Here is a 15,553-nt window from a genome sequence, read left to right as displayed (position 1 = left end):
AGCAAAACTGAACAGTTTTTTGGAGTAGTGTGGATTTCGTATCATCTTTGCATAGATATTAAAAACAAGAATAGATTGACAGTAGATAGAATCATATTAGGTATAGACCCTGGAACAACGATCATGGGATTCGGCGTAATCAAGGTGGTGAATAAAAAGATGGAATTCCTTCAACTGAATGAATTGCTATTAGCTAAGTATGAGGATAGATATACTCGTCTAAGATTGATATTTGATAGAACTATTGAATTAATTGAAACTTTTCACCCTGATGAGATTGCTATCGAAGCTCCGTTCTTAGGTAAGAACCCTCAATCTATGCTAAAGCTAGGACGTGCTCAAGGGGTAGCAATGGCTGCAGCACTGTCTCGCGATATCCCTGTGACAGAGTATGAACCTAAAAAAATAAAGATGGCAATCACAGGTAGTGGTAATGCAAGTAAAGAACAAGTGGCAAAGATGCTACAACAACTATTACCTGGACTAAAAGAACTACCTAATAATCTAGATAGTACGGATGGACTAGCAGCGGCTGTCTGTCACTTCTTTAACAGTGGGCGAACATTGGCTACTAAAAGTTATAGTGGCTGGGATGCATTCGTAAAACAAAACCAAGATAGAGTAAAGAAATAATGGCAGGTATCTATATACATATTCCGTTCTGTAAACAAGCGTGTCACTACTGTGACTTTCACTTCTCTACTTCATTAAAGAAGAAAGAGGAAATGCTAGCAGGTCTAAAACATGAGATGGCACTGCGCCAAACTGAACTAGATGGTGAAATCATTGAGACAATATATTTCGGTGGTGGTACGCCTAGTATTTTGGAGGTAGATGAGATTAATGACCTAATACAGACAGTCTATAATTTATTTGAGGTTAATGAGAATCCTGAAATCACATTAGAGGCGAATCCTGATGATCTAGATAAAGCGACCTTATACAAATTAGCAGAATCTAGAGTGAACCGATTAAGTATCGGTATTCAGTCTTTCTATGAAGATGATCTGAAGATGATGAATAGGGCTCATAATTCTACTGAAGCTATCGAATGTCTAGAGATAGCTACAAGTCTCTTTGACAATATCTCAATAGACCTAATATACGGTATTCCGAATATGAGCAATGAACGATGGTTATCTAATGTACAGCGTATCTTAGACCTTGGTATTCCACATATATCGTGCTATGCGCTAACTGTAGAGGAGCGTACAGCCTTAAATAAGCTAATCAAAAAAGGGGTTATCCCTAGTCCTGAAGAAGAAGTAGCTCATCAACATTTTATGCTGTTAATAGAGACTCTAAAATCGAATGGGTATATCCACTATGAACTGTCTAACTTCGCTAAACCGGGGTATTATTCTAAGAATAACTCAGCGTATTGGTTAGGTAAAAAATACTTGGGTATTGGTCCTTCAGCACATAGCTTTGACGGAGTACACAGAAGTTGGAATATAGCGAATAACAGCCTTTATATCAAAGATATTTCAGAAGATAAACTACCTAGAGAAATAGAAGAGCTCAACCTGACGGATCGATATAATGAGTATATCATGACAGGACTGAGAACGATATGGGGAGTAGATCTGACTCGTGTAGAAAGAGAGTTCGGTAAGACTTATCACGATTATCTAGTCAAACTTAGCACTCCTTTCTTAGAAGAGCAACTCATGCATAAAGAAGGTGATATCCTTACAATCACAAATAAGGGAAAATTCTTAAGTGATGGTATTGCATCTGATTTATTTTATTTAGATTTGAAATAAAACAATGAAAGCAACGATAACCTATTCAGATACAGACTATCAAATCGACTTCTCTAAGCCGATAGATATCTCTATCCCGCTTATCAATACTGACGATAACCCTATCGCATGGTATCTAGATAAGCCTGAGATATCTCCTGTAGTCGTAGAAGACTGGGTAGGAAAAGTAAGTGATGGGAAGTCTTCGACTAACTTTAATAATATTGCCTTCAACCCTCATGGGCATGGGACTCATACAGAATGTCTAGGACATATCACGTATGACTTCTACAATGTCAATGAGAGCTTAAAAGAATATTTCTTCTTTGCTCAACTTGTGACTATCTCTCCAGAAGTACAACAAGATGGAGACTGTGTAATCACATTAGCACAGGTAAAAAAGGTATGGACTGCTAATCATCAAAAAGCGATTATCATACGTACTACGCCTAATGAGCTAAACAAAAAACATAGAAAATACTCTCATACTAATCCTCCTTACTTATGTGCTGAGGCTGCTACCTTCTTAAGAGAACAAGGTATAGATCATCTACTTATAGATCTGCCAAGTGTAGACAGAGAAGAAGATGGCGGGCAACTACTCGCTCATAAGGCGTTCTGGAATGTAACAGATACTCGCCATCTGAACGATGATGCAAGACTAGAAGCTACCATTTCAGAAATGATATATGTGGATGATGAGGTAAAGGATGGGTTCTATTTTCTGAATATACAACTAGCTTCTTTTGTCAATGATGCTAGTCCTAGTAAACCTGTATTATATAAAATCATATAAACTATGGAACTAGATGAATTATACGACTATTGTTCTTCTAGACCTTACGCTACAAGTGGTTTTCCATTTGACGAAAACTTAATGACATTCCAAGTTGGTGGAAAGATATTTGCTATGATTGCCATGCACTTTTGGGAACAGGGTGATCGTAATATTATCCTCAAATGTGAACCTCAACTTGCAACTGAATTAAGGGAGGAATATGAAGATATTACTTATGGATATACCATGAACAAGAAACACTGGAATACGGTATATCTCAGAGGTAGATTTACACCTGATCAAATCAAAGAATGGATAGACCACTCTTATGATTTAGTCTACGATACTCTATCTCGCAAAGAACTTATACAACTCGGTAAAACACCACTATAACTATGGATGTACATATACTCTATGACTACTGCCTAAACAAAAAAGGGACAGTAGAGGACTTCCCTTTTGATGAAGAAACCCTGACATTCAAGGTGGGAGGTAAAATATACTTACTCCTAAACCTAACGAAATGGGAACAAGGGAACTGTTTTATCAATCTGAAGTGTGATCCTGAACGTGCAGAAGAATTACGTGCTGATTATAGTGAAATCACACCTGGGTACCACATGAGCAAAAAACACTGGAACAGTGTACACTTAGGAGGTTCTGTACAGTGGCCTCTATTAAAAGAATTAATAGATCATTCGTATGATTTAGTATTCAACAGCTTAACTAAAAAGGTACGTGAAGAGATTAACCTATAGTATTACTCTTCTACAAACAATAAAATAAATAAAACAATGAAGGTATTTATAGAAACAGATAGACTACTGATTCGTCAATACAAAGAAAGTGATCTAGCTGACTTTATAGCTATGAATCAGAATGATCAAGTAATGGAATTCTTCTTAGACAAGAAAACAGCTGAGGAATCTACACAGGCATATAACAATATGAAGAGTAAAATAGATACTCAAGGATATGCATTCTTCGCTGTAGAGGAAAAGAGCAGTGGAAGCTTTATTGGGTTTGTCGGGTTATTAGATATTACCTTTGATGTGGACTTCGCTCCAGGAGTAGAGATAGGATGGCGTATGCTACCACAGTTCTGGGGTAAAGGTTATGCTACAGAGGCTGCTAAAGCGTGTCTAGCCTTTGGTAAAGAAACTTTAGGGTTAGATAAGATCTATTCATTCACTACGACACAGAATAAGCGTTCGTATAATGTAATGGAGAAAATAGGAATGTCTTATGTAAAGAACTTTAATCACCCATTAGTTCCTAAAGACCATCCTCTAGTAGAGCATGTCTTATATGAGATCAACTTATAGAAATCTCAGCAAGGTAATCTTCTATTAAATGACTCTGTAGTAAGTCCATAAATTCGTATAAAAATAAAGGACTTACTACAGAGATATTATTACACCAATAAAAAATCAATAGGTTTACATTCTTCAGAGATATAGTTCTATACCAACAGATCGTTTACTCTTTATTTTTCTCTAATAACTTATTTAAATCTGCAGGAGTCATAATAAAGTCACTCTGCTTAATAACGAAAGGGATTGTTACTTGAGATTTGACATGCTTTCCTTCTTTTACCTCAGGATTCCAAGTTCCTACACTCATCGCAATCGTCTTCATTCTTTCCTTGACATTGCTATTATCTACACCAAGAACGATGACTTCATTCACCTCTCCTGTATCAGTCAATAACAAACTAAGAACAAACTTAAATTCTGCTCCATTAAATACAATCTTACCACTCTCCTTAAAGAATGCCCTTAAGAAGTCTTCTTTAAAATCTCCTTGATACGTAGCTATCGTATCTTGAGGTGTTGTAACAACTTCTGTTGTGTGTTTATTCTTTGACTTTTTATTTTTTCTCTGAGCTACACTATACTGAGTACCTAATACAAACAAGGTAAAAACAAACACTAGTCTTAAGATTCTATGTATCATTCTGTTTTCTTTTTTAGCAAGTTCAAGATAAACAAAAAAAGAGAGCGATATGCCCTCTTCTTTGATTTCGTTATACTTCTAATATGGATACATTATTGGTAAATGTAAAGTTCATTTTACTACGAATCGGTTTGCCATCATACATAGCTGGGAACCATTTGGTCATCTTTCCTACTATATTCATAAACTCCTCTGACACGTTCTGTTGATGTCTATCATTATCAACTCCTTTAACTTGAGGACTTGTCATTGTGCCATCCTTCTCGATAGTCACCGTAATTGTGTATTTCAGTCTATCCCCAACAAAATTAGCTTCTCCATTGGGCCCTCTTTTCTTATTATACTCTTTCCAAAAAGCGTCTATACCACCTGGATAAGTTGCCATCTGATATAAGCTATCCTCTTTCTTTGCATAATATACTGGCTTACTATTACCCGATTTAACATCTGATAAATTAATATAAAAAGGTACTGAATATCGTGATGCTATTGCTGTTTTACCCTCTATAGCAGGCTTCCACTTCTTTAGAGACTTCACTGTACGGACAACCTCCTCTGATATAGATGAGTCTGTAATACCCGGCACAGTAATATTATCTACTTGTCCTGACTCTGTTACTGTAAAGTTAATAGTAAAACTAAGCTCTGTCTCTTCTGTCTCTATCTCTTGGTTATTCTTGTAAAAGGCTTTTACAAAATCATTCATAAAATGACCTGGATACTTAGCGTGCTTTTTATCTGTCAGAACAGATACTTCATTCGATAGGTTATTTGCTACCACTTTATGCATCCCTCCTCCAAACCAAAATAAGGTAGTAGATACAAATATTAGTATTACTTTAGTTGTCGTTGTATTGAACATTATAATGTGCTTTTTATTAACAGCTAACTAAGATATCTCTTATAACTATAACAAAAAAGCCCCTACATCACATTGACACTAAATTTCATTAACATCTGCTAATAATATAATTGGTAACGTATACTGTGAAGTAATCTTCTCTCCTTTATAAGAAGCTGGAATCCACATATCTGCTGTTATCGTATAAATAATCTCTTTTAGCCTATCGTTCTCTTCTGATGTAAAGTTACTGCGCAACACACTGACACCATTAATAGAGCCGTCTTTCTCAATAGTTAATTCAAAAACAAGGCTAATATTATTACTCACCTTCTTATCAGGAAATGCTTGATAGAAGTGCTTAGAAAAGTTTATAGATAATTGCTCAGCACTCACACGAGAAGAAGCAGGTTTAAACTGCTTATTATGCGTAAATTCAACAGTATCTGTATTGGACCTAGCACATATCAAAGCAGACTTAGGGATATGCTCATGAATAACTACTCTATCTTGTGCAAACGAGTCCATAACTAAGGTAACGATATAAATAGTGAAGAGGTACTTAAAATAATTAGTTCTCATTTTTTGTTTTAAAAATACAAATTATTCAAGTGCTAGTATAAAAAAACCTGTCTTTTAACGACAGGTTGGATATAAATTTATTCTAATTACGAAGAAAGTACAAAAGGTAATACCTCCTTATTCAGATCATATTCATCTTCTAATAACTCTTTCAGTTTATCACTCTGAAGCATCTGTATAAAAAGAGCACCCTGAGCACGAAGCAATCTTTCTTCTTTATCAATACCAAGGTTTAACTTATAAATACCCCTTATTGAATCTATAAAGTAATTATACACATCATACTGTTCATTTCTAAGATTCTTCATAATGGCATTGAAAGCAAAAGCTTCTACAAAGGGCATACGTATAGCTTCAGTATTTTTAATACTATTTAGCCCTACACATATCCTCGCCGTGTACTCTCCCTTTGGGGTAATATTCTCTATACTAAAGAACTTAACTGCAACATTAAGTACTTCATCCATAGAGATCGTATCTTTTTTACTATTCTTTTTAATTACTTGAGCGTTATACTTCTTTACTAACGGACTAAAAATAGTATCCGACACCATCATAGATAGAACGCTATCTTGTGACAAAGTAATCTCTTTATTCGAAGCAAATGTATTCTTCTCTAAAGGCTCTGAAAAATTCACTACAAGGTAGTTCCAAAACAAACGATGCTTATTAATATACTCTGCTCCCTTCACAGTAGAGTCTACTTCTTTTATAGTTTTATGAAGACGTATCTCGCCTGACGAAAGCTCAACTTTCTCAAGTGCAAGAAAGTTACTGTAATCCTCTAATATCTCTTGTCCCATACTTGTTAGTACACCTCCTAATAAAGTCACTACGCAAGTAACATATAGCTTAAATGATAATAATACTGTTGTTATTGGTCTCATGGTGTTGCTCTTTTAAAAGTTATTGGTAAAGTAAACACTGTGCTTACTACTTCTCCATTCTTCTGTGCAGGAAGCCATTTTGGCATCGTCCTTAAGGTCTTTACGATCTCTTCTCCTACTCCTAGCGGATCTCTTAAAACCACTATATTCTCTAACGTCCCATCCGTTTCTACTGTAAACTGTATTACTACTTTAGCTTCACTCTCTTCTGAATAGGGATATGGATCTGTAAAATTTAGAAGAAAGTCATTAATAAACTTATTCATTCCTCCTGGATATTGAGCTCGCGTATCTGTCGCTTGGAACGGTCTACTACTTGTATCTGACGTCACTTTCTGATTAGTTGACTTGGCTTGAATAGCAAGTGTACCCACTAATAAAAAAAGAATACAAGACAAACTGATCCCTACTCTATTTCTCCATGGACTATTGTTTTTTGTAATCATGATGAATCGCTTCTTTGTCAAGTTAAAGTTGAAAGAGCTCGTTACTTGTAACTCATGCTGTTTATAAGTCTGAGCTAATAATAACTGTAAATATGCTCCTGCTTCTTCTTGAGAAGAAACGCTCGAGTCATCAGCTAAAAACTCATGATTTAAGGCAATACACGTCTTATAATAATAGAATATTGGGTGAAACCAAAAGAACACTTTTAACATCTCTATTAATAGAATATCTAAGCTATGTCGCTGCTGTACGTGTACTATCTCATGTTGCAATATTTTATTGTCTTCTGACACTTCTTCTGTTATAGGAAAGTACACCGTATTTCCAAACGAGAAGGCATTTGTGATTTGACTAGATAAAACTATAGCTACATCATTGAACTCTATACTTGTTCCTTCTTGTTTTAACCTTCTAATTTTGATAGTTTCGACTACTAACTTAGATAGTGAGAATAATATACCTATCAGATATAACACCCCTATTCCATAAGACCAATCTATAGTAGAATTAACCTTCACCTCCTGTTTAGGAGTTTCCATAATGACGTCGTTTAACTCTTCTAAAGTTTGATTCCATGATACCATCTCCACATCTGTAGAAACAGTAATAAATGGTAAGAACAGTCCTATAAGCAATGTCCCTAGTAGGTAATATCTCTTAAAGTGATGTGCTTTACTATTCTCTAATACCAGCTTATATATCACTATTGAAGCAATGAGAATAAGTGTGATTTTGGATAGGTATAATAACATAGCTATTTCGTTTTTAACTGTTCATCTACTATTTTTTTTAATTCTTCTAATTCATGTTTACTCATCTTACTTTTTCTAGTAAAAAAAGAAGCAAAACGCAAAGCAGAGTTATCAAAGAAGTTCTCTACCATGACGTTAAGATGTTTTTCAAAGTAATCGTCCTTCGCTATTAAAGGGTAGTACTCTCTAGAGTTACCATAAAGTTTATAATCAATAAACCCTTTGTCAACTAATCTTTTTAATAACGTTGCCACTGTTGTTTGAGCAGGTTTAGGCTCTGGATACTTTTCCATAATATCCTTTGTAAATGCCTTCTCCATATCCCAAATATATTCCATTAGTTGTTCTTCTGTTTGTGGTAGTTTTATCATTCTCGTACTGTTGTAATATGTTCTAATATTCCTTTTTTATAATGCTTTACTTGTATTAATCTCCCTTTTATATCATAGATAAACCAAGATCCTGTATAGTAATAATGCAAACCTTTATTAGTTTTGACCAATACCGTTTTACCGATTGCTTCTACCTTATGATTAGGGTGATAAAAAGTAGTGTGAGCTATAGAATCTCGTATCACTTCTTTTTTATACAGCTTTCCATCTCGCTTATACCTCCAGGTTCCTTTCTGAAAACCCTCATTGTCGTATTTTCCACGTTGTACTTCCTGCTTTCCCTCGACTGTACTTTTAAACACCCAACGTCCTACCTTCTCTCCTTCAACCTTCTGATTAATCTTACAAGAACTGAAAGATACAATTATTACAAGACTAAGAATGAATACACTATACTTCATAACACTGATATTTGTAGATGTTGTTCTACAAATATAGAACACTTGCTTAGAAAAACAAATATTCACATCATTATTTTAAAAATAAGTACATAAAAGATCTATTTCTTATTAGTGTTTATTTCTAAACTAATGATCGTTTTCATTTGATTTGCTAGGGGATTGCTTGAGGGTTCCTTGCACCTTTCTTCGACAAAAGTACCTTCTGGGCAAGAAAACCCCTAGGAATCTCCTAGGAATCCCCAAGAAAGTGCAAGCTGAGCGTACATATCTATTAGATAGATGCTAATGGTATCACGCTAAAAGAACACGATTAAGTTCTAATACACAAAGTCTTTTTAATCGAACTAGAGGTATAAATAAAAAATGAACCATCATAAGATGGTTCATTTCATTGTATATCAACATTTTTTAAAAAAAAGAATATCCCAAAATAAATGACATATTGCCATAAGATGAATCCCAGTATGAATAATCTTTCAATACATCTCTTTTTGTACTAACTCTATACTCTACACTAAATCTATCATACTTATAACCAATACCGAATACTGCATTATTAGCAGATTTAACATCCAGGCTTTTATATGCTTCTGTGTTAGCCTTACTAAACTTAATACTTGTACTAGAAGCAAAATTAAACTGATAAGAAGCATTAATAAATATTCTTGACTTATCATTAATAAAGAAATAATATCTAACTCCAAAAGGTAGTTCAAAAGAATTATAATTCATTTTAATCTCTACTTCACCCTTTTCCTTAAAATTCACATTCTTAAAGGTAGGTTCTACTATTAAGCTCCATTTTTTATTATTAAATGGAAGCGTATACTCTAATTCTACACCGACTCCAAAACCAACTTTACTTCCTAAATTATGACTTTCATTACTAACACTATTATCAAAATCAAAAGTAGAAATAGATACCTGTGGACGCAGACTTAAATGAAGATTATTGCCGTCTTTCTTTTTCTCAAACAATTGTCTTTCATCTCCTTCACAATTATTATATTCCTGAAAGTACTTCGTTAATGGTTTAATTTTATACTCTAAATATTTAATTCTCTTCTTTAAGTCAGTATTACAACTAACGTCCATCCATAACTGACGTTTATAACTATCATTAGTAGCAATATTTCCATTTTCTTTACTCACCTTACTATTTTCCTTAATATACTTCTTATATACTAATGGAATAATCTCTTTATCCTCTTTTTGATAAAAGAATTTACTCTGATTATTATAGTATGTATACAATTTTGCCTTACCATCTACTAATAATTTTAAGAAGACCATTTCTTCCTTGTAGATTGGTAAAGAATCACTAGTCATATTTTGAAGTTTATCACTTGAAATATCAACGTTAACTTTATGTCTTTCATATTTACTCTTATTGAGAATAGAGAACTCTTTAGCATCCGCTAAAAGAATGTTCTCACTTCTAGCATTCTCATCTGCTTTATATAGAAAACTAGTAGGATTATTCATCCAATCAATATTTTTGATCAATCCCTCTACCCGATTACCATTATTATCAACATAATAACCTGGCTCAAAATTAATCTGAGCAAACCCTACTAAAGAAGTAGCTAAAAACAGAAAAACAAATAGTTTACGCATAATTCACACACTTAATAGATTGTTAAACAAATCTAAAAGTAATCAAAAGAAAATAATTACTTATTAACATTTTCAAACAAAAACACAAACTTATTTATATTGTCAAATAATAACAGTAGTAATTTCCATAAGATTAGTAAGTTTACTCATTGTTTCTATTCATAAATTAAAAAAGTCGAGAGGATATCATATTAACTATAAGTGTAATCAAACAAAAGTATATCTTTAAGACTTACTAAACACTTACAAATTATGATTAGAAATATTACTTTTTTCACTTATTTATTAGTTGCAATAAGCATAAGTAGTTGCTCCTCAGACAATACAACTGAAAACAACAAAACAATCACTGTATTAGAATCTTACAAAAAAATTACAACAGAAAACAACAATATTTTAATCTCCGAAATAACTTTTGAATACAATAAAAATGGTAATGTAATAAAACATTATACTGTAGATTATTTTAAGAAGAAAGGATATGAAAAGTTATTCTATCTAAATAAGTCAGAAACAAACTATACTTATAATACCTCTAACAAGCTTCTTCACTTAATAGAAAAAGATTCATTAGGAAAAATCAAAGAAGATGATGCTTTAGTATACAATGACAAAGGAATCTTAACTAAAGTACTTTCGAATAAGTATAGCAACTCTAACTATGAATACAAAACGAACAGTAATAATCAAATTTACTATGTATATCCTATAGCTTCAGAAAATAAAAGTAATATAGAATACTTATATGATACAAAAGGCAATGTAACCAGTGTCAAATTAGAGGGTTCTACTCTACCAAGAGAAGAATTTACATATGATGAAGCATATAATCCCTTTAAGGATATGCCTTTAAACTTATCAGTATTAGAATATCGTACTGCATTTTCTCCTATTAGATATAACTATACCCCTTCTAACAATATAAAGACATATAAAGGTGTTTTCTATCCCATAGAGACCAAGGAATATCAATATAATAAAGATAATTATCCAACATATACTAAGAAAATAAATCACAATGAATATATAACTGAAGAGTTTTTTAACTATAAAGCACTTACAGTAGAAAAATAATATGAAATAAAAGAGTTTAAATTTTCTAATGCCAATCATTTATAAACATAATAAAACGATAGATAAATATCATTAAATGCTACCTCATTACTATATAGAACAACTAAATAAAATATTAGGAAACTGTATATCTACTAGTATCTCAGATATACAGTGGGGTATAGAGAAAAATGATTATAACGCTTGTACTTTTACTCTAAATGATAAGAAATTTATATATAGAGAAGCTAAAGTAACACCTAAAAAGGTAGGTTATTTCGTAGCCATTTGGCAACGTGATTATGAAGGGAAGACTATTCCTTATCATATTAAAGATGATTTTGACTATTTTATTATATCTACTCAACAAGGGTACTTTCTATACCCCAAAGAAGAATTAGCTAAACTTAATATCATCTCTACCGAACAAAAAGAAGGCAAAAGAGGAATGCGTGTCTATCCTAATCTAGAGGCTGAAATGAATAAGCAAGCTTTAAAGACTTATCAATCTCACTTGCCTTTTTGGAATAATTTTTAAAGATTCTATAATAAAATACCATTAACAGAATAAATACTTTCCATTAAGCTTTTTTTATATATTTGTAATCAGACTGGTTATCATTGTGATACGAAAAAGGGAATTAGGTGCAAATCCTAAACAGACCCGCTGCTGTAAGCTCATAAATAATAACGAATCTAGTTATCCACTGTCGCATAGATGGGAAGGATATTCGTTATGAGTAAGTCAGAATACCTGCCATTCTAAAATAAGTTTTGATGTTTTCGGGGGATGAAACATAAGGCGTTCTATGATATAGTCATTGGCAACAATGATTTTGACGCATTTATATCTACTCCAAATGTCAAAATCAACTAGCCAAAAACTAATATGACAAAAACAAAATTACTAGTACTAACCACTGTGTTATGTATGGCGAATACTGCTATATATGCGCAGACACCTAAAGACAGTATCACTGCTCTAAATGAGATCGTGATACAAAAAGAAGTCTTTCGAGATCTTATACCTGTACAGACACTAGACGGAGCTAAACTTCAACGCCTTAATAGTTATAGCGTAGCTGATGCTCTACGATACTTCGCAGGAGTGAAGATCAAAGATTATGGTGGTATGGGAGGGCTAAAGACTGTAGACGTTCGTAATATGGGTACTCATCACGTAGGGGTATTTTATAACGGGGTACAAGTAGGCAATGCGCAGAATGGAATCGTAGACTTAGGTAAGTTCTCTTTAGATAATATTGAGACTGTAAAACTATATAATGGTCAGCGCAGTGCCATCTTCCAATCTGCTAAAGAGTTTGCGTCTGCTTCTACTGTATATCTACAAACTAAAAAACCTATCTTCCAAGAAGGAAAAGACGTAAATATATCAGCTAAATACAAGGCGGGTTCTATCCAATTAGTCAATCCTTCTGTGCGTACAGACATCAAAGTAAATAACAATATTAGCACCTCTATCAGTGCTGAATATATCTATTCTAATGGTGATTATAAATTCAGACAAAAACGCCATAATATAGATGGTTCTGTAGCTTATGATACTATTGGTCATAGACAGAATAGTGATATAGAAGCCTATCGAATAGAGAATACATGGTTTGGCAAAACAGATAAAGATACTTGGCAAGCTAATTTATATTACTATCAGTCAGATAGAGGACTACCTGGTGCTGTTATTAAGAAAAGTGATGTTACTCTTGAAACAGAGAATATCAATGAACGTCAACAAGACAAAAACTTCATGGCACAAGGAGAATGGACTAGATTTGTTTCAGACAGATATCAATTCCAACTCAAAGGAAAATATGCTTATGATGAAATGCATTACTTATCGCGTAAGACGGTAGGTTTCGAAGGAGAAGAGGTAACTTATAATCCACAGTTTGACAATACTTATTTTCAACAAGAATATTATCTATCTGCAGCACACCTGTACAAGCTTACTGATATATGGGATGTATCTTTATCTACAGATTTACAATACAATAAGTTAAACGCAACACGTAAGGGTCAAGGAACTCCGTTCTCTTATCCAGAACGCTATACATTCTTGACTTCACTTGCTACTTCTGTAAATCTAGGTAAAGTAAAGGCTCAGGCTAATATACTAGGAACATTTACAAAAGAGAAAGTACGTTATAACTTTGAGGCACCTGATCGTCAGTTTTGGGCACCTTCTGTGTTCCTAAGCTATAAACCATGGGATAATGAGAACTTAGTCATTCATTCATTTTATAAGTATATTTATAGACTACCTACATTTAATGACCTTTATTATACCCAATTAGGTACAGCTAACTTAAAGCCTGAAGCATCTAGACAGGTTAACTTAGGTTTTACTTATAACAAACAGTTTCAACAGTCTCTTTTTGAAGAAGTACATCTGTCTGTTGAATCTTATTATGCTAATATTACAGATAAGATTATCGCTACTCCTACTTCTAGTATGATGAGATGGATGATGACTAACCTAGGAAAAGTAGAAAACTACGGAATAGAAACTAACTTAGGTACTACTCTAAAAATCATGGAGGACTTAAAGTTAGGAGTAAATCTAACTTATGAATATACGGTTGCCAAAGACAAAAGCAAGACACTATATGGGACGCCTTCTTATTACGGAGATCAGATACCTTATGCTCCTTGGCATTCAGGGTCATCTATTGTTAGTCTAGATTATAAAGATTGGGGGCTTAACTATAGCTTTATTTATGTAGGAGAACGCTATAATGGAAACAAAAACAATATCAAGCGAAATGAAATACAGCCTTGGTATACGCATGATATCTCCTTACTTAAAAGCTTTAAATGGCGACAATACCACTTTAAAGCAAGCATAGAGGCAAACAATATTGCTAATCAATATTATGAAGTTGTGAGTAACTTCCCAATGCCTGGACGTAACTTCCGTTTCACTTTAAGTTTTGACCTATGAAATTAAATAAAATAATATTCCTTGCTTTAGCATTACTAACATTAGTAAGTTGTCGCAAAGATGAGATGATATTCTTATCCGATAGTTCACAAGTATCTATTCCTGTTTCCACTAATAAATTCAGTGGTTTTTACCTGCTTAATGAAGGTAATATGGGAATGAACAGAGCGTCTATAGACTTATTTGAATATCACAACGGAACGTATACTAGAGATATCTTCTCAGAAAGAAATCCAAACATTACTAAAGAACTAGGTGATGTAGGTAATGATATCAAGATATATGGTACTAAAGCTTATGCTACTATTAACGTATCAAACTTCATAGAAGTATTTGATGTAGAAACAGGCAAACATATTAAGCAAATACATGTACCTAACTGTCGTTATTTAGCTTTTAAAGATGGTAAGGCGTACGTTAGCTCTTATGCAGGAAAAGTAGAGATTAATCCAAATGCAGAACGTGGTTTTGTAGCGGAGATAGATACCTTATCCTTAGAAGTAACTAGACGAGTAACGGTAGGTTATCAACCTGAAGAAATGGTCATTAAAGGAAATAAACTATATGTGGCTAACTCTGGAGGATACCGTGTTCCTAATTATGATACTACAGTATCAGTGATAGACATTCCTTCATTTACAGAAACCAAAAAGATAGATGTAGCCATCAACTTACATCGTATGCAAATTGATAAAGCTGGAGACATCTATGTTTCTTCACGAGGTGATTATTACAGTATAGAGCCTAACTTATACGTAATAGACTCTAACACTGATCAAGTGAAACAGAAGCTTGACATCCCTGTATCTAATATGACTATGGACGATGACAAGCTATACTACTACGCTACTTCTTATAAACATAACACAGGAGGTAATAATGTGTCGTATGGTATTCTTAATACATTGACTAAACAGGTTATTACTGATAACATCATCACTGATGGCACAGAAAAACAAATACAGATACCTTATGGAATAGCAGTCAATCCTGAAACCAAAGAAATCTTCATGACGGACGCACAGGATTATATAGGTACAGGATTTGTTTATTGTTTTTCTCCTGAAGGAAAACTTAAATGGAAGACAACTGGAGGTAATATACCAGCTCATATAGCATTCATTAAAAAATAAACCAATAACT

At 33.4% G+C, this 15,553-nt stretch carries 18 protein-coding genes and 1 riboswitch; of the genes, 10 read left to right on the top strand and 8 right to left on the bottom strand.

Annotated features, from left to right (window positions below; all coding sequences use genetic code 11):
• Nucleotides 1–75: 75 nt before the first annotated feature.
• From ruvC to BK054_RS07030, 6 genes are read left to right on the top strand one after another with little or no spacing between them, the layout of a single operon-like run.
• On the top strand, nucleotides 76–633 hold the full coding sequence (gene ruvC, locus BK054_RS07055; RefSeq protein WP_006257569.1) for a crossover junction endodeoxyribonuclease RuvC: 558 nt from the start codon (nucleotides 76–78) through the stop codon (nucleotides 631–633).
• Nucleotides 633–1,766 (top strand): radical SAM family heme chaperone HemW, encoded by a 1,134-nt coding sequence (gene hemW, locus BK054_RS07050; RefSeq protein WP_071307158.1) that lies wholly within the window; start codon nucleotides 633–635, stop codon nucleotides 1,764–1,766. The genes ruvC and hemW overlap by 1 nt, the downstream gene beginning before the upstream one ends.
• Nucleotides 1,767–1,770: 4 nt before the next feature.
• Nucleotides 1,771–2,541 (top strand): cyclase family protein, encoded by a 771-nt coding sequence (locus BK054_RS07045; protein WP_071307157.1) that lies wholly within the window; start codon nucleotides 1,771–1,773, stop codon nucleotides 2,539–2,541.
• 3 nt (nucleotides 2,542–2,544) lie between these two features.
• Nucleotides 2,545–2,916 (top strand): MmcQ/YjbR family DNA-binding protein, encoded by a 372-nt coding sequence (locus tag BK054_RS07040; protein ID WP_006266206.1) that lies wholly within the window; start codon nucleotides 2,545–2,547, stop codon nucleotides 2,914–2,916.
• A gap of 2 nt (nucleotides 2,917–2,918) precedes the next feature.
• Nucleotides 2,919–3,281 (top strand): MmcQ/YjbR family DNA-binding protein, encoded by a 363-nt coding sequence (locus BK054_RS07035; protein WP_006266205.1) that lies wholly within the window; start codon nucleotides 2,919–2,921, stop codon nucleotides 3,279–3,281.
• A gap of 36 nt (nucleotides 3,282–3,317) precedes the next feature.
• Nucleotides 3,318–3,848: a GNAT family N-acetyltransferase gene (locus BK054_RS07030; RefSeq protein WP_006266204.1), complete on the top strand. Its 531-nt coding sequence runs from the start codon at nucleotides 3,318–3,320 to the stop codon at nucleotides 3,846–3,848.
• 154 nt (nucleotides 3,849–4,002) lie between these two features.
• On the opposite strand, the gene BK054_RS07025 is transcribed toward BK054_RS07030, so the two are convergent.
• From BK054_RS07025 to BK054_RS06990, 8 genes are all read right to left on the bottom strand, one after another.
• Nucleotides 4,003–4,479 (bottom strand): hypothetical protein, encoded by a 477-nt coding sequence (locus BK054_RS07025; protein ID WP_006266203.1) that lies wholly within the window; start codon nucleotides 4,477–4,479, stop codon nucleotides 4,003–4,005.
• A 70-nt stretch (nucleotides 4,480–4,549) separates the two neighbouring features.
• Nucleotides 4,550–5,341 (bottom strand): energy transducer TonB, encoded by a 792-nt coding sequence (locus tag BK054_RS07020; RefSeq protein WP_071307156.1) that lies wholly within the window; start codon nucleotides 5,339–5,341, stop codon nucleotides 4,550–4,552.
• Nucleotides 5,342–5,419: 78 nt separating this feature from the next.
• Entirely contained in the window at nucleotides 5,420–5,902 is a 483-nt protein-coding gene (locus tag BK054_RS07015; protein ID WP_071307155.1) for a hypothetical protein, read from the bottom strand.
• A gap of 86 nt (nucleotides 5,903–5,988) precedes the next feature.
• Nucleotides 5,989–6,789, bottom strand: a complete 801-nt coding sequence (locus BK054_RS07010) for a hypothetical protein (protein ID WP_016650071.1) — start codon at nucleotides 6,787–6,789, stop codon at nucleotides 5,989–5,991.
• Entirely contained in the window at nucleotides 6,786–7,988 is a 1,203-nt protein-coding gene (locus BK054_RS07005; RefSeq protein WP_071307154.1) for a M56 family metallopeptidase, read from the bottom strand. The genes BK054_RS07010 and BK054_RS07005 overlap by 4 nt, the downstream gene beginning before the upstream one ends.
• A gap of 2 nt (nucleotides 7,989–7,990) precedes the next feature.
• Entirely contained in the window at nucleotides 7,991–8,359 is a 369-nt protein-coding gene (locus BK054_RS07000) for a BlaI/MecI/CopY family transcriptional regulator (protein ID WP_006257580.1), read from the bottom strand.
• Nucleotides 8,356–8,781: a hypothetical protein gene (locus BK054_RS06995; protein ID WP_071307153.1), complete on the bottom strand. Its 426-nt coding sequence runs from the start codon at nucleotides 8,779–8,781 to the stop codon at nucleotides 8,356–8,358. The genes BK054_RS07000 and BK054_RS06995 overlap by 4 nt, the downstream gene beginning before the upstream one ends.
• Nucleotides 8,782–9,189: 408 nt before the next feature.
• Nucleotides 9,190–10,398: an outer membrane beta-barrel protein gene (locus BK054_RS06990; RefSeq protein ID WP_071307152.1), complete on the bottom strand. Its 1,209-nt coding sequence runs from the start codon at nucleotides 10,396–10,398 to the stop codon at nucleotides 9,190–9,192.
• 252 nt (nucleotides 10,399–10,650) lie between these two features.
• Here BK054_RS06990 and BK054_RS06985 point away from each other — a divergent pair, with 252 nt between their 5' ends.
• The 4 genes from BK054_RS06985 to BK054_RS06970 all read left to right on the top strand — a co-directional run bounded on the left by BK054_RS06985 (nucleotide 10,651) and on the right by BK054_RS06970 (nucleotide 15,543).
• Nucleotides 10,651–11,472, top strand: a complete 822-nt coding sequence (locus tag BK054_RS06985; protein ID WP_006257583.1) for a hypothetical protein — start codon at nucleotides 10,651–10,653, stop codon at nucleotides 11,470–11,472.
• A 76-nt stretch (nucleotides 11,473–11,548) separates the two neighbouring features.
• Nucleotides 11,549–11,989: a MepB family protein gene (locus BK054_RS06980; protein WP_006257584.1), complete on the top strand. Its 441-nt coding sequence runs from the start codon at nucleotides 11,549–11,551 to the stop codon at nucleotides 11,987–11,989.
• 57 nt (nucleotides 11,990–12,046) lie between these two features.
• A riboswitch (cobalamin riboswitch) is annotated at nucleotides 12,047–12,228 on the top strand.
• A 112-nt stretch (nucleotides 12,229–12,340) separates the two neighbouring features.
• Entirely contained in the window at nucleotides 12,341–14,410 is a 2,070-nt protein-coding gene (locus tag BK054_RS06975; RefSeq protein WP_071307151.1) for a TonB-dependent receptor, read from the top strand.
• Nucleotides 14,407–15,543, top strand: a complete 1,137-nt coding sequence (locus BK054_RS06970; RefSeq protein WP_006266194.1) for a YncE family protein — start codon at nucleotides 14,407–14,409, stop codon at nucleotides 15,541–15,543. Before BK054_RS06975 ends, BK054_RS06970 begins: the two co-directional genes overlap by 4 nt.
• The last annotated feature ends 10 nt before the right edge of the window (nucleotides 15,544–15,553 follow it).

The sequence above is a fragment of the Myroides sp. ZB35 genome (genome assembly GCF_001865835.1).
GTDB classification, from domain to species: domain Bacteria; phylum Bacteroidota; class Bacteroidia; order Flavobacteriales; family Flavobacteriaceae; genus Flavobacterium; species Flavobacterium odoratimimum.
This window is presented reverse-complemented; position numbering and strand designations above follow the sequence as displayed.

Excerpts from the sequence above, each read along its gene's own strand:
- BK054_RS07020 (WP_071307156.1), bottom strand. The coding sequence starts at position 5,341 with ATGTTCAATACAACGACAACTAAAGTAATACTAATATTTGTATCTACT.
- BK054_RS07030 (WP_006266204.1), top strand. The coding sequence starts at position 3,318 with ATGAAGGTATTTATAGAAACAGATAGACTACTGATTCGTCAATACAAA.
- BK054_RS07035 (WP_006266205.1), top strand. The coding sequence starts at position 2,919 with ATGGATGTACATATACTCTATGACTACTGCCTAAACAAAAAAGGGACA.
- BK054_RS07005 (WP_071307154.1), bottom strand. The coding sequence starts at position 7,988 with ATGTTATTATACCTATCCAAAATCACACTTATTCTCATTGCTTCAATA.
- BK054_RS07010 (WP_016650071.1), bottom strand. The coding sequence starts at position 6,789 with ATGAGACCAATAACAACAGTATTATTATCATTTAAGCTATATGTTACT.
- BK054_RS06970 (WP_006266194.1), top strand. The coding sequence starts at position 14,407 with ATGAAATTAAATAAAATAATATTCCTTGCTTTAGCATTACTAACATTA.
- BK054_RS06975 (WP_071307151.1), top strand. The coding sequence starts at position 12,341 with ATGACAAAAACAAAATTACTAGTACTAACCACTGTGTTATGTATGGCG.
- BK054_RS07040 (WP_006266206.1), top strand. The coding sequence starts at position 2,545 with ATGGAACTAGATGAATTATACGACTATTGTTCTTCTAGACCTTACGCT.
- BK054_RS06990 (WP_071307152.1), bottom strand. The coding sequence starts at position 10,398 with ATGCGTAAACTATTTGTTTTTCTGTTTTTAGCTACTTCTTTAGTAGGG.
- BK054_RS06985 (WP_006257583.1), top strand. The coding sequence starts at position 10,651 with ATGATTAGAAATATTACTTTTTTCACTTATTTATTAGTTGCAATAAGC.
- hemW (WP_071307158.1), top strand. The coding sequence starts at position 633 with ATGGCAGGTATCTATATACATATTCCGTTCTGTAAACAAGCGTGTCAC.
- BK054_RS07015 (WP_071307155.1), bottom strand. The coding sequence starts at position 5,902 with ATGAGAACTAATTATTTTAAGTACCTCTTCACTATTTATATCGTTACC.
- BK054_RS06995 (WP_071307153.1), bottom strand. The coding sequence starts at position 8,781 with ATGAAGTATAGTGTATTCATTCTTAGTCTTGTAATAATTGTATCTTTC.
- BK054_RS06980 (WP_006257584.1), top strand. The coding sequence starts at position 11,549 with ATGCTACCTCATTACTATATAGAACAACTAAATAAAATATTAGGAAAC.
- BK054_RS07000 (WP_006257580.1), bottom strand. The coding sequence starts at position 8,359 with ATGATAAAACTACCACAAACAGAAGAACAACTAATGGAATATATTTGG.
- BK054_RS07045 (WP_071307157.1), top strand. The coding sequence starts at position 1,771 with ATGAAAGCAACGATAACCTATTCAGATACAGACTATCAAATCGACTTC.
- BK054_RS07025 (WP_006266203.1), bottom strand. The coding sequence starts at position 4,479 with ATGATACATAGAATCTTAAGACTAGTGTTTGTTTTTACCTTGTTTGTA.